General features: G+C 50.8%; 10 protein-coding genes. 5 read left to right on the plus strand and 5 right to left on the minus strand.

Annotated features, from left to right (window positions below):
- Positions 1-13: 13 nt before the first annotated feature.
- Both KTO58_RS26500 and KTO58_RS26505 read right to left on the minus strand, forming a co-directional pair.
- On the minus strand, positions 14-3,301 hold the full coding sequence (locus KTO58_RS26500; RefSeq protein WP_198315101.1) for a SusC/RagA family TonB-linked outer membrane protein: 3,288 nt from the start codon (positions 3,299-3,301) through the stop codon (positions 14-16).
- A gap of 329 nt (positions 3,302-3,630) precedes the next feature.
- Positions 3,631-4,818, minus strand: a complete 1,188-nt coding sequence (locus tag KTO58_RS26505; protein WP_095836516.1) for a FecR family protein — start codon at positions 4,816-4,818, stop codon at positions 3,631-3,633.
- Between the two features lie 274 nt (positions 4,819-5,092).
- Here KTO58_RS26505 and glsA point away from each other — a divergent pair, with 274 nt between their 5' ends.
- The 3 genes from glsA (at position 5,093) to KTO58_RS26520 (ending at position 7,698) form a co-directional block, all read left to right on the plus strand.
- A complete protein-coding gene (gene glsA, locus KTO58_RS26510; RefSeq protein WP_095836515.1) occupies positions 5,093-5,914 on the plus strand; it encodes a lyso-glycine lipid O-acyltransferase GlsA in 822 nt (273 codons plus the stop codon).
- A 4-nt stretch (positions 5,915-5,918) separates the two neighbouring features.
- Positions 5,919-6,878 carry a glycine N(alpha)-acyltransferase GlsB gene (glsB, locus tag KTO58_RS26515; RefSeq protein ID WP_095836514.1) on the plus strand — a complete coding sequence of 320 codons (960 nt, stop codon included), beginning with the start codon at positions 5,919-5,921 and terminating at the stop codon, positions 6,876-6,878.
- Positions 6,879-7,011: 133 nt separating this feature from the next.
- Entirely contained in the window at positions 7,012-7,698 is a 687-nt protein-coding gene (locus tag KTO58_RS26520; protein ID WP_095836513.1) for a TIGR02117 family protein, read from the plus strand.
- Between the two features lie 10 nt (positions 7,699-7,708).
- Here the strand turns inward: KTO58_RS26520 and KTO58_RS28820 are convergent, their stop codons facing one another.
- Positions 7,709-7,837 (minus strand): hypothetical protein, encoded by a 129-nt coding sequence (locus tag KTO58_RS28820; RefSeq protein WP_255408037.1) that lies wholly within the window; start codon positions 7,835-7,837, stop codon positions 7,709-7,711.
- A 115-nt stretch (positions 7,838-7,952) separates the two neighbouring features.
- Here KTO58_RS28820 and KTO58_RS26525 point away from each other — a divergent pair, with 115 nt between their 5' ends.
- Positions 7,953-9,404: a DUF1800 domain-containing protein gene (locus KTO58_RS26525; protein WP_225859935.1), complete on the plus strand. Its 1,452-nt coding sequence runs from the start codon at positions 7,953-7,955 to the stop codon at positions 9,402-9,404.
- 31 nt (positions 9,405-9,435) lie between these two features.
- Positions 9,436-10,638: a DUF1501 domain-containing protein gene (locus KTO58_RS26530; protein WP_095836512.1), complete on the plus strand. Its 1,203-nt coding sequence runs from the start codon at positions 9,436-9,438 to the stop codon at positions 10,636-10,638.
- 9 nt (positions 10,639-10,647) lie between these two features.
- On the opposite strand, the gene KTO58_RS26535 is transcribed toward KTO58_RS26530, so the two are convergent.
- Together KTO58_RS26535 and KTO58_RS26540 are read right to left on the minus strand one after the other, a co-directional pair.
- Entirely contained in the window at positions 10,648-11,154 is a 507-nt protein-coding gene (locus tag KTO58_RS26535; RefSeq protein WP_095836511.1) for a hypothetical protein, read from the minus strand.
- Positions 11,155-11,238: 84 nt separating this feature from the next.
- Positions 11,239-13,311 (minus strand): OPT family oligopeptide transporter, encoded by a 2,073-nt coding sequence (locus tag KTO58_RS26540; protein ID WP_095836510.1) that lies wholly within the window; start codon positions 13,309-13,311, stop codon positions 11,239-11,241.
- Between the last annotated feature and the right edge of the window lie 188 nt (positions 13,312-13,499).

Consider the following 13,499-nt stretch of genomic DNA (forward strand, 5'->3'; position numbering starts at 1 on the left):
TTTTTTCAATGGTTTAGAAAGAAACCCGCAGGTTCACACCAATATTGCGCTGGCTGGGCATACCGAAGTAGTCATATCCCTGGAAGGCATTGGTGGTAAAGGCAGTGATCTCCGGATCATAAGGGGCCTTCTTGTAGATCATCCATACATTACGACCTACTACAGAAAGCTGGATCTGCTGTATCTTATTGTTGAATAACGAACCTGGTAAAGTATAACCGAGCGATATCTCCCGCAGCCGTACGTTAGTAGCACTGTAAGTATATAATGCCAGCGCAGAAGACGTAGCACCAGTCAGGTTCTGGTAATAACTCTTCGCATCCACCTTTGTTCCGTTTACCACCACGCCGCCATTGTCACGGGCTTCCGCACTGCGTTTGGATACGCCGAAGTTATCCATGATCGCCTCCGTAGTAGATACTACCTCGCCGCCTATACGGGCATCGATCAGGAAGTTCAGCTGGAAGTTTTTGAAGGTAATACCGTTATTCCAGCCCAGCTGGTACCGTGGATTGGCATTACCCACCTTGATGTAATCACCTACTTCAGGCAGCCCCTTATCATTGAGCGCGATCTTACCACTGGCATCCCGCTTGATATCCTTCGCATAGATGTCGCCGAAAGCACCGCCTTTCTTCACCCACAGCTGATAACCACCGAAGTCGGATATCTTGAACTCATCCTGTGTACGCAGCGTACCCGTAGCCGGGTCGGTATAGGTCATCATCTCCACTATCTTACTGCGGTTCAGCGCAAACGTCAGCGTCGGGTTCCAGCTTACCTTGCCAAAGGTGGCATGATAACCGGCACTGGCTTCTATACCCTTGTTCTGTACATTACCGGCATTGATATAATAAGAGCTGTAACCTACAGATGGAGATACATCTACTTTGAAGAACTGGTTCTTGGTATGCGTGTTGTAGAACGTACCGCTGAGGCTCAGCTTATTGTCTAAGAAACGAAGGTCCAATCCCGCTTCCACAGAGCTGGTACGCTCCGGTTTCATATCGGTAAAGGGCTTGGCATGTATAGGCTGTATCGCCCCGCCATTAGGGATGGGAATGGTAGGATTGGAGATATAGGGAGGGATCGCATTACCCACTTCACTGTAAGAGGCACGCACCTTGGCAAACGAAATAGCCTTCGGCAATTGTACCATCTCACTGATAATACCGGTCAGACCCACAGATGGATAAAAGAAGCGTTTATTGCTGGTGAAAGCCAGCGGGGAAGCCCATTCCTGGCGGGCCGTACCTTCCAAGTACAACAGCTCTTTAAAGCCCAGCTGCGCCGTAGCAAAGATCGCCTGCGTCTGACTGCGATCGTATTGTTGCACCGGCGACCAACGTGTGAAATCAATGTTCGACATCGTGAACATGTTCGCATAGTTCAGCAGGTAACCATTCGTCCAGCCATTCCCTTCTACCAGCACATCCTGTATGCTGGCGCCCAGGTTAGCTTGCAGGCTGAAGTCAGACCACTTCTTATCCAGGCCGAACAACAGGTCGCCATAGGTCTGCTTGATAGCACGCTGCGTATAGTTGTAACGGCCATTGGTGCCACTCAGGAAAGTGGCCACATTACTCGCATAGTTACGGCCATCCTCTATCTCATTGGTACGATCCTGGCGTATACGGCCCGTCACCTTCAGCCAGTCGGTAATATTGTATTGCGCCGCCACTGATCCGATAAAACGGTTACGCTTCAGCGAGTAAGTATTGCGGTTCACGATCCAGTAAGGGTTCTGCAACATCATCCCCAGGTCGCCGTAAGGCCAGTTCTGTAAGTTGAGGTTACGGTTGGGATCGTACTTTTCAAAGGTCTTGTACTGGTTGAAATCATCCGAACGGGGAAACAGGTATAACCCTACCAACGGATTGAAATACTGCCCCTGCCCGGGGATATTATCCTGTGTCTGACTGATATACTGTGCACTCACATCCAGCGTCAGCTTGTCGTCAAACAAAGAGCTGCTGTTGCGCACATTCAGGTTATACCGGTCGAAAGTGTTTTTAGGAATGATACCCTTCGCATTGACAGCTGCGGCAGAAAAGTAGGTCTGGTTCTTCTCCGTACCGGTAGACACATTGATCGCATGTGTATAGCTGGCGCCCGTCTGGAAGAAATCCTTCGCTGAAAAATTGCTGGACTGTTTAGGCCCCCAGCTCTGGAACGAAGGCGCCTGCCCGCTGGGCGTCGGCGTAGTGCCGTAAGTGGTCTGGAACTCCGGTAGCAGCAGGGGGGTGCTGAAGTTCATGTTCATCGAGTAGTTCACACTGGTCTTGCCCGCACGTCCTTTTTTGGTGGTCAGCAGGATCACCCCGTTGGCCGCTTGGCTACCATACAGGGCCGCTGCAGAGGCGCCGGTAAGCGCCGTTACGCTCTCGATATCGTCCGGGTTGATATTGGAGATACCATCGCTACCGCCGGATACCGCAAAGCCGTCCGGGTTGTTTTGCGTACTCAGGTTAGGCAGCGGGATACCGTCAATCACATACAGGGCATTGTTGTTGCCGAAGATGGACTTGTTACCACGCATCACCGCTTTGGTAGCACCACCCGGTCCGGACGAACTGTTGTTGATCACCAGGCCGGCTACCTTACCACTCAGCGTATTCACCAGGCTCGGATCTTTTACGTTGTTCAGCTCTCCGCCCGATACCGTCTGCACATTGTAGGTCACCGCTTTGGAAGCCTTTTTGATACCCAGCGCCGTTACTACCATCTCCTGTAGTTTGTTGACACCTTGTTTCATCACCACGGTCAGTGTCACCGGTGCAGCGCCTACTGTTACCGGCCGCTCCTGGGCGTCATAGCCAATAAAGGAAAAGGTCAGGGTATAGCTGCCGCTCGCGATGTCGGTGAGCATGAAATTACCGTCTGCGTTGGTCTGCGTACCTTTCTTCAGCTCTTTCACATACACTGTTACCCCCGGTATAGGATGACCGCCTTCATCCGTCACCTGCCCGCTGATTTGTTGCCGCAACACCGGTATACTAAGTAGTGCCGGTTGCTTCCGGATCACGATAATACGGTCGGTAATGGTGTAGGTCAGCGGCAGCCCTTCCAGGCATTTATTCAGCACGGTCTCCACGGAGGCGTTGGTGACAGCAATGTCGATATGGCCAGCTTCTTTGATGAGTTTATTGTCATAAAGCATAGAGTAGCCGCTCTGCTGTTGAATGATGGCGAATACACGGCTAAGGGAAATGTTCTTGCGGGAAATGGTGATCTGCTGCGAAAAGCCGCGGGCACCCACCTGTAGCAGGCCGCAAAGTAGCAATAACGTGGTTAGTTTCATGATCCGTAACATTTTGATCCGGAACGGGTAGTGGAGAATGGTGTCACTGCGCAAAGCGCTGCGTCCGGGCGCGGCTTTGCATTGCATAAATAGATGCATACCTTTGAATGGTTTAGGTGTAAATAATTAGCAGTTAGCAACGTGCTTTTAGTAAAACCTGGACAGTCCAGCCGGGAGTGCGCCAACACCCCGGCTTTTTCAGGCCTTGATTGTCCCTCTTTCTTTATTGGTTAGGAATATTCATACGTTCACAAGTAGTAGTGGCGTACGCGGATCGCCACATAAAAAGATTTGCTCAGACATCGATGTTATCCTATTTAGTTTTGGTCTTATGGCAGGATGATCAGCCGCTTGCCCTCCAGCCGGCAATGCACATCACTGAGTTGTAATGCTTTCATCACACCGGATAAATAAGCCGTCCTGCTGATCTTACCACTAAATTCCCGCGCCGGCGGCTGACCTTCATATTGCACCTCCAGGTCGTACCAGCGTGCGATCTGGCGGATCAGCTGCGGAAGCGGTGTGCCGTCAAATTGAAAATAACCGTTCTTCCAGGCCAGCACCTGCTCCAGGTCGGCCATTTTAACCAATCGCAGGGCTTCATTGTTCACTTGCGCCTGCTGACCGGGTTTTAACACCACATCACTGTTGCCTTGCCGGCATCTTACGGCCCCCTCCACCAGCGTAGTGGTCTGGGTCTGCTCATCAGTATAGGCATTGATATTGAAATGGGTACCCAGCACATCCACCGTCGTATTGCCGGCTTTTACCCGAAAAGGCTGGTTCGCCATGGGCGCTACCTCAAAATAACCTTCTCCTGTCAATTCCACCTCCCGGCTGCTACCGCCGAAATGAGAGGGGAACCGCAGCGATGAAGCGGCATTCAGCCACACCACCGTACCATCGGCCAGTGCTATCTGGTATTGGCCGCCCCTGGGGGTAGAGATTGTGTTGTAAGTCAACGTATTACTGGCCGCCCCTTTGTAGGACAACTGGCCGTTTTTCAGTTTTATCACCTGTGTTGCACCTTGCTGTGCCAATAGCCCATCCCGGGCACTGTCCAGTACGATGGTGCTGCCATCGGCCAGTGTCAGCAAGGCCCGGTTGCCTCCGGGAGCCTGGTCTGCGACCGCAGCCGCCGTCACCAGCTGTTTACCGGGAGATCCTGCCGGCCGCCATAAATAATAAATGCCGGTGCCGATCCCTATCAATACCGCCGCGGCGGCTGCTACACGCACCAGCAAATGCCGCTTGCGCCCTCCGGTAGGTGCCGGTAATGCCGCCAGCGTAGCCGCATCCAGCTTACGCTCCAGCGCCTCCCTGAAAGCATCGCTCATAGCTGGATATGCACCTAGCGGAGCCGGCAGATCCTGGCATTGGTCCAGCGCCGCATGAAACTCCGCCGGACTCACCTCCGCCAGCCAGGACTGGAACCGCACCGCATCCTCTCCGGATAATGTCCCGTTCGCATACTGCTCCAGCATGCGGATAATTTGCTCCTGGTCATTCGCTTTCATTAGTATAAAGACGGCCAACCAGACAAATTGGACACCCAGCCTCCGATTTTTTTTAAAAAAATGGTAACACAGCCTTCTTACCCGCTTTTTCCATCGGCTACTGTTAGGGGAATACGGCGCTGTGGGTAAACTTTTCTTCCTAGTAGATAGGATAACACGTATTAGTCTGGTTTCTATATATTAAATTTGCACTTTCCGGATATCGGAAAATATTTATAGATTAGTTTCCTTATACCATAGGAAAGCAAGACTAAATCACTGAACGGAACTAACATTGACGGAGACGAAAAAATACATTGACGTTGAGGAGGTGATAAAAAGCAAGAACAAAACGCTTGCGAAGTGGATGCCGGGATTTATCATGCGCTATATCAAGAGGATAGCGCATGAGGATGACATTAACGAGACCATGGCTGCTGTAGGCCATTTGCATGGGCTGGAGTTTGTGAATGCAGCCCTGAATCACCTTAATACCAAAGTCAGTGTGAAAGGAAAGGAGAACATTCCTGTTACGGGGGGCGTTATAATGGCTGCCAATCATCCCCTCGGCGGATTGGACGGCATCGCTTTCCTGCAGGCGGTGGGTACGGTAAGAAGTGATATGAAGTTCCTGGTAAATGACGTATTATTGAATATCAAAAACTTCCAGCCACTGTTCCTGCCGGTCAACAAACACGGCAGTAACCCCAGGGAATCGTTAAAGCTCATCGATGAAGCCTACGCATCAGATGCTGCAACCATGATATTCCCGGCAGGGCTGGTATCCCGGAAGCTACCTGATGGTATTGCTGACCTGGAATGGCATAAAAGTTTCATTTCAAAAGCAGTGAAATATAAAAAAGATGTCATACCAGTCCACATTGATGGTAGAAATTCCAATTTTTTTTATAATCTTTCAAAACTAAGAAGGAAACTAGGGATAAAGTCAAACGTGGAGATGTTCTACCTGGCTGATGAAATGTTCAGTCAAAGAGGTAAAACCATTACCATTACCTTTGGAGAACCCATCCCGTACAGTACTTTTGACAATCATAAATCGCAGCAGGAATGGGCTGCATATGTTAGACAGAAAGTTTATTCCCTGGCGAGCAAATAGTAATATGCAAGAAATAATACCAGCCATAGACCACAAGCTGATCCTGGAAGAGCTGACCGAAGACAAGTTTTTGAGGCACACCAGCAAAGACGGGAATCTGCTCTACCTGATCACCCATCACGATTCGCCTAATGTAATGCGCGAAATAGGACGCCTGCGCGAACTATCTTTCAGAGCAGCAGGCGGTGGCACCGGTAAAGAAATCGACATTGACGAATACGATACCTCTGAATTCCCTTATCAACAGCTCATCGTTTGGAATCCCGATGCCTGCGAGATCATCGCCGGCTACCGGCTGATGAAATGCACCGATGCCGCTAAAGACGCCCACGGCGAAATACTCACCGCCACTGCGCACCTTTTTAACCTGTCAGATATCTTTCATAAAGAATACCTGCCGTATACCCTCGAACTGGGCCGCTCCTTTGTACAACCTAAATACCAAAGCAGAGGCACCTCCACCAAAGGGATATACTCACTCGATAACCTCTGGGATGGGTTGGGCGCCATCGTCGCTAAAAATCCGGACATCAGATACCTGTTCGGCAAAGTGACCATGTACCCCGACTATAACCGCGAGGCCCGCAATATGCTCCTCTCTTTCATGCATAGCTACTTCCCGGACAATATCGGCCTCGGCACTCCCATCGAGCCGCTCATTACCAAGGAAGAACTGGCGCCCTACGATCATATGTGGGAAGGCCTCAGCTACAAAGAAGGACATACCCTCCTCAATAAAAATATCCGGGAAAGAGGCGAAAACATCCCGCCACTCATCAATTCATATATGAACCTCAGCGCTTCCATGAAAACTTTCGGGACCGCTGCCAACTATGAATTCGGAAAAGTAGAAGAAACCGGTATCCTCGTGACTATCGACGACATCTACGAGGCCAAAAAGGAACGGTATATCCGCACTTATGAAGCCCATAAGGATTTCAATAATCCCCCGGCAAAACAGTAAACCACACCACAGTACCATAATAAAGTAGTATACTTTACTTATACAGGTTGATCAGTTTAACAATAATTGGTCAACCTGTTCGTTTTTATCCCATCTTTAGCATTATTATTACCTATCACCTGTACGATCATCCATGCACATCCGCCTGAAAAAATCGCTCAAATACACCGGCTTCACCCTGCTGGCCCTCCTCCTGGCAGTAATACTTTACCTGCTAGCAGCCTTTGGATTGTCTGCCATCACCGTAGCAAAAGAAGGCAACACTGCTGAAGAAGTCCCCATCTACCTACTTACTAACGGCGTACACACCGACCTGGTAGTGCCTGTGTGGCATGCGGCCTGCGACTGGAGTCAGTTCACCCCTTTTGAAAACACGCTGGCGCGCGACAGCTCCGCTTCCTACGTTGCATTCGGATGGGGCGATAAAGGATTTTATCTCCATACCCCCACCTGGGCCGATCTCACCTTCGCTACCGCCTTCAAAGCAGCCTTCAATCTCAGCTCCGCCGCCATGCACGTTACGTACTACCACCCCCTGCTGGAAGATAGTACCTGCAAACGCCTATTCATCAGCAACGAACAATACGCCCGCCTGGTCACCTATATCAAATCGGCTTTCACGCTCGACAGCAGTGGTCATACCATCCTGATACCTACAGACGCAGTATATGGCCGTACCGATGCTTTCTATGAAGCAAAAGGCAGCTATAACCTGTTCTATACCTGTAATACCTGGGCTAACAATGGTCTTAAAGCATGTGGCCAGACCGCAGCCTGGTGGACACCTTTCGACACTGGTATCTTCCGCCATTATAAATAAAACCTCCCTCTCATCCTGCTCCTCCTCTTTCTACCACCACCAACATAACCTTCTTCCTACCCGCCATCACCGCCATATCCTGCCCTCTTGCACCACCACCATCACCTCCGCTTGCTCTTAACAATAGCTGCGCCCGCATGGCTTAAACTTTCTCCGTTTTCCATGGTCTTAATTGGACTTGTTTTTGTGCAATGGATCTCCTGAAGGGTCCTGGCATTGTGAATGATTTCCTTATGGCATAAACCCAGTCGCATATGATGGCAACTTCGGAAAAGTTACAAATGCAACACCTGGCCTGGAGGGCCGGCTTCGGTCAGCCACTATCCGTGATCAACGAGTGGACCGACAAACGGCGCAAAGCGATCGTGAACAAAGTCCTGATCGGCCCGGATAAAAGTGCCTTGCAGCCGCTGGCGGTGATCGCAGAGAAAGACCTGCCCGACTATCGCAAACAGAAGGACATGAGTCAGGAAGAAAAGAAGATGGTACAGCAGATGAACAACCAGGGTATCAAAGACCTGAATGTATCCTGGATGCTGGTCATGTCGGAAACAGATCATCCGCTGCGGGAGAAAATGGCCCTCTTCTGGCATGGTCACTTTGCCTGCCGCACACAGAACGTATTGTTCAGCCAGCAGCTACTACAGGTGATCCGTGAAAATGCATTGGGCAACTTCGGCGACCTGCTCGCCGGCGTATCCAAAAGCCCGGCTATGCTCGAGTTCCTCAACAATCAGCAGAACCGTAAGCAACGCCCCAACGAAAACTTTGCCCGCGAAGTGATGGAGCTATTCACCATGGGGCGGGGCAACTACGCCGAAAAAGATATCAAAGAAGCCGCCAGAGCCTTCACCGGATGGGGATTTGATGAGATGGGCCAATTTGTATTCCGTAACAAAGTACATGACGATGGAGAAAAGACAGTGCTGGGCAAAACGGGCAACTTCAATGGCGACGACGTACTGAAAATATTGCTGGAACAAAAACAAACCGCCCGCTTTATTGCCGGTAAGCTCTTTTCCTACTTTGTAAATGATACGCCCGATCCGCAACGGATCGATCAGCTGGCAGATAAATTCTATCAATCCGGTTATGACATCAAAGCACTGATGAAAGAGATCTTTATGTCCGACTGGTTTTATGATGACCGTTATATTGGCAACCGTATCAAGTCGCCGGTAGAGTTGCTGGTAGGTATCCGCCGTACGGTGCCGATGGACTTTGAACAGGAGGAGGTGATGCTGGTATTCCAGCGGGTACTGGGACAGCTGTTGTTCTATCCTCCCAATGTAGCTGGCTGGCCGGGAGGACGTAGCTGGATAGACAGCTCCAGCCTCATGTTCCGGCTGCGTGTGCCGCAGATCATCCTGTATTCGCAGGCATTCAATGTGCAACCCAAAGAGCTGACACCCGAGATGGGAGAAGGAAAAAACTACCGGCAGACATTACAGATCAACGATTTCCTGAAAAGACAATACGCCCGCAAGGTCAACGCCCGGGTCAACTGGGACCCTTATGTGCAGAGCTACGGGCAGGTGCCCAGGGAACGGCTGGCTACCACTATTGCAGCTACTTTGCTGCAAAAAAATTCCGGCGCTGTCAGCAATGCCTTGCTGGAAAAATATGCGGATGCTTCCTCCCGCGAGAACTATATCAAAACAGTTACCATAGATGTAATGAGCACGCCGGAATACCAGCTGTGCTGATGCTTTACTCCACTTTTTAAAAACGACACTTATGCTGATCATTAACAGAAGACGGTTTTTACAGGTAGGATCATTGGCATCCGCAGCGGCACTCCTGCCTAAGTTTTTAAAAGCACTGGAGAAAGGGGCGCTGGTACCGCCGGGTAATAAAGTGCTGGTGATCGTACAACTGTCCGGTGGCAACGACGGCCTCAATACGGTTATTCCCTACCGTAACGATATTTACTACCGCATGCGGCCGGCATTGGGAATCAAAAGGGAGCAGGCATTATCGCTCAGCGATGATATCGGCATACATCCTGCGCTGAAGAGTTTTAAGGCGCTGTACGATGAGGGATCGTTGTCGGTATTGAACAATGTAGGGTATCCTAATCCGGACCGTTCTCACTTCCGATCTATGGATATCTGGCATACTGCCAGTGAGTCGAAGGACTACTGGACTACCGGCTGGATAGGCCGTTACCTGGATGCACAATGTAAGGGATGTGACAAGCCCACGCAGGCATTGGAAATAGACGATACGCTAAGCCTGGCTTTGAAGGGGAATGCTGCCAAAGGGCTGGCGCTCTCCGATCCCAACCGGCTCTATAATGCCAGCAATGGTGCGTACTTCAACGACCTGCTGAAGGCGCATCCTACACAAGACGATCATCAGAACGTAGACTATTTATACAAGACGATGGGAGAGACCATCTCTTCGGCCTCCTATATACAGCAGCAGTTCAAAACCTACAAGTCCAAGGAGCAATACCCTAACTCGGATCTGGGCAAACAGATGAAGACCATTGCGGAGCTGATCATGTCGGATATCAATACGAAGGTGTATTATGTGTCTCACGGTAGCTTTGACACCCATGTGGGGCAGCAGGGGCAGCAGGAACGTTTATTCAATCAGTTGGATGAGGCAGTGAATGTATTTGTACAGGACCTGAAGAAGAATAACCGTTTCCAGGATGTGGTGGTGATGACCTTTTCGGAGTTTGGACGGCGGGTAGGACAGAATGCCAGTGGCGGTACCGACCATGGCACCGCCAATAATATGTTTATGATAAGTGGCGGACTGAAAAAGCAAGGGCTGATCAATGAAGGCCCTGACCTGGTGAACCTGGTAGATGGCGACTTGCAGTACAAAGTGGACTTCAAGAGTGTGTACGCTACCTTACTGAACAAGTGGTTGTCTGCCGATGACAAAGCCATCCTGCAGCACCCGTATGGTTACCTGGATTTCGTGTAGCAGTCATTGTTATTGTTTCGTTGTCATGGTAGCCCGGAAGAAGCCGTTGTATACGGAGCGGGGTGGTGTTTCTTCGTAGAGGTCTTCGAGTACGGCGTCAAAGCTGGCTTGAATGGTGCTGTCTTTTAGCTCTAATATCCGTACCGTCAGTGAACCTTTCTCATCGTCGCTGACCAGCGTGGTCAGCCCGGTATCGTTCAGCTCCACGGACATGGTGTTGCCCGCGGTAGTGCTGGAGTAAACGCCTGGCACGAACATCGGTGCATCCGTATGTAAAGTGAACGTGATCAATTCCCCTTTATAGCTATAACCACTTAATACCAGCGACGTATGATCGTTGGTAGGATCATTATCTGTAAGATTGGCGGGTACCAATAAGGCCCGGGGTTTTTCAGAGAGGACGATCTTTTCATCCAGTCTGAAAGAGATGAATTTACGCGGAGGTCCATCCTCTTCTTTTTTACAACCGGCTAAGAGGGTTACGGTACAGGATAAAGCGATCAGTAAGTTGCGCATAGTCAACGAAGATTTATAAAACAAGTACGAAGTGCTGTCGGGCACTCCGTACTAAGTTATTGCTATTTATTGAATGTTGTATGATCAAACCTTGCGGCCGACCAGATAAAGTGTCAGACCCATCAATACGAAGAAGGCGGTACCGAATACAAAGTAGCCACCGGTGCTGAGCAGATCGCTGAGCCAGTGTTCACAGTTGACCGCCGCGAGTGCCCCCGGCAGGTCTATTTTGAGACCGAAGATATGGAAGGTATCGATGCCGGACAGGATGGCGATGATCACGCCAGCTACCGCACCACCTGCTACCAGGCCGGTAGCAAACAAGTTGCCTTTGCCCAGTTCTTCTTCTTCGGCAGACAGTTTAATGTTCTTTTTCTTTTGTTGGTGTTCTACCGCGCCACGGATAGCGCCACCTACGAAGATGGGCAAGGTGGTGGACAATGGCAGGTAGGCACCTACCGCGAATGACAGGGACTTCACGCCACAGAGTTCCATGGTAATAGCCAGGAATACCCCTACCAGTACAAATTGCCAGTCGAGGTTGAAAGAGAGGATACCTTTCGCGAGGGTGGCCATCAAGGTACCTTGCGGAGCGGGGTAGTAAGCGCTACCGATCGCGTGGTCTGTTACACCTTTGCTGATCATATCGGCGGTGGGTTTGTCCAGGAACTTCACGGTCAGCCCTATCACTATGGAGGATACGATCGCACCGATGAAGAGGGCCAGCTGCTGGTTGCGCGGGGTGGCTCCAACGATGTAGCCGGACTTGAGATCCTGGGAGGTAGCACCTGCGTTGGCAGCGGCGATACAGATCATGCCACCTACTACCAGTGCCATGGGTTCGTATACTTTACCGGTCCAGCCTACGGCAATGAACACCAGACAGGTACCCATGAGGGTCGCGATGGTCATACCGGAGATGGGGTTGTTAGAGCTACCTATCAGGCCTACGATACGGCTGGATACCGTTACGAAGAAGGCGCCGAAGATCACTACCAGCAAACCTACCAGCAATTTTTTACCGATAGAGTCGCCCGGCAGCTGGGGCAGGAAGGCCATCAGTAATACGAGTGCCAGGCTGCCGAACAGTACCACTTTGATATTGAGGTCGCGTTCCGTACGAGGTACGGTGCCGTCGGCGGATGCTTCGTTGCGCTCTTTGATAGAGCCGATGCTGCCTTTGAAGGAGTTGATGATAGTAGGGATGGTTTTGATCAGGGTGATGAAACCACCTGCTGCTACTGCTCCGGCACCGATCTGCCTTACATAGGCGTAGTAGATAGCGGAAGAGTAGTTGGCAAAAGTATGGGTGGCAGGGTCCCAGCCACCTTGACCGCCGGGGGTGTTGAGGTTAGCGAGATAACCCAGCTTCACCAACTGGCCGGCGATGATATCGGCTGGTACCAGGGATGCCAGCAGGGGGATCAATCCTAACCAGGACAGTACGCCGCCGGCTACCAACACACCCGCGATGCGGGGGCCAATGATATAGCCTACGCCCATGTATTCAGGGGTGATCTCGCCGCTGACGCGGGCAGAGGGGAAGAAGCGGTTGCTTTGTTTGGTCATGAAGGCCGGCGCTTCTGCGATGATATGCAGTATTTTCTGCAGTACCGCATACACGAAGGCGAAGCCCAGGCCGAGGAAGGCCATTTTGGCGAAATCGCCCCCTTTTTCACCCGCTTTCAGTACATCGCCACAGGCAGTACCTTCCGGATAAGGAAGGGTATCATGCTCTTTCACGATCAGGGACCGGCGCAGCGGTATCATCATAAGGGTACCCAATACGCCCCCGAAGATGGCCAGTATCAGAATGGTGATGTAGTTGAAGAATTGGTCGCCACCGCCATCGGTGAGGAACAGGAAGCCGGGTAGGGTGAACACCACGCCTGCGGCAATGGATTCACCAGCGGAGCCGGTGGTCTGGATGATGTTGTTCTCCAGGATAGTTGTCTTAAAGAATTTCCGCCCAAGGGTGATGGCTATCACGGCGATAGGGATAGAAGCGGAGACAGTCAGACCTGCTTTCAGTGCCAGGTAAACAGTTGCGGCGCCAAAGATGACACCGAAAATGCAGCCCAGCACAATGGATTTGAGTGTGAATTCTTTCATGTTCACCTCCGCAGGTACAAAGGGCTTAAAATTGTTATCAGCCATAAGGTTAGTCGTATTAGTAAAAATAGGTTTAGGCGCTAAAAATAGCGAAAAATGTGCTTCCTGCTCCTGAACGCTATATACCCGCAGTCAGGGAAGGGATAAGCGGCCCTATTGCCGGATAGGGAGGGGTATATAGGGAAGTGTGCACGTAGAGGATTGGTTATTAGGTAATTGTATACATGTTGTAT

The sequence above is a fragment of the Chitinophaga pendula genome (assembly GCF_020386615.1).
In the GTDB taxonomy this organism is placed as follows: domain Bacteria; phylum Bacteroidota; class Bacteroidia; order Chitinophagales; family Chitinophagaceae; genus Chitinophaga; species Chitinophaga pendula.

Coding starts and splice junctions, on each gene's coding strand:
- KTO58_RS26530 (WP_095836512.1), top strand. CDS start 9,436: ATGCTGATCATTAACAGAAGACGGTTTTTACAGGTAGGATCATTGGCA.
- KTO58_RS26505 (WP_095836516.1), bottom strand. CDS start 4,818: ATGAAAGCGAATGACCAGGAGCAAATTATCCGCATGCTGGAGCAGTAT.
- KTO58_RS26540 (WP_095836510.1), bottom strand. CDS start 13,311: ATGGCTGATAACAATTTTAAGCCCTTTGTACCTGCGGAGGTGAACATG.
- KTO58_RS26500 (WP_198315101.1), bottom strand. CDS start 3,301: ATGAAACTAACCACGTTATTGCTACTTTGCGGCCTGCTACAGGTGGGT.
- KTO58_RS28820 (WP_255408037.1), bottom strand. CDS start 7,837: ATGCGGGCGCAGCTATTGTTAAGAGCAAGCGGAGGTGATGGTGGTGGT.
- glsB (WP_095836514.1), top strand. CDS start 5,919: ATGCAAGAAATAATACCAGCCATAGACCACAAGCTGATCCTGGAAGAG.
- KTO58_RS26520 (WP_095836513.1), top strand. CDS start 7,012: ATGCACATCCGCCTGAAAAAATCGCTCAAATACACCGGCTTCACCCTG.
- KTO58_RS26525 (WP_225859935.1), top strand. CDS start 7,953: ATGATGGCAACTTCGGAAAAGTTACAAATGCAACACCTGGCCTGGAGG.
- KTO58_RS26535 (WP_095836511.1), bottom strand. CDS start 11,154: ATGCGCAACTTACTGATCGCTTTATCCTGTACCGTAACCCTCTTAGCC.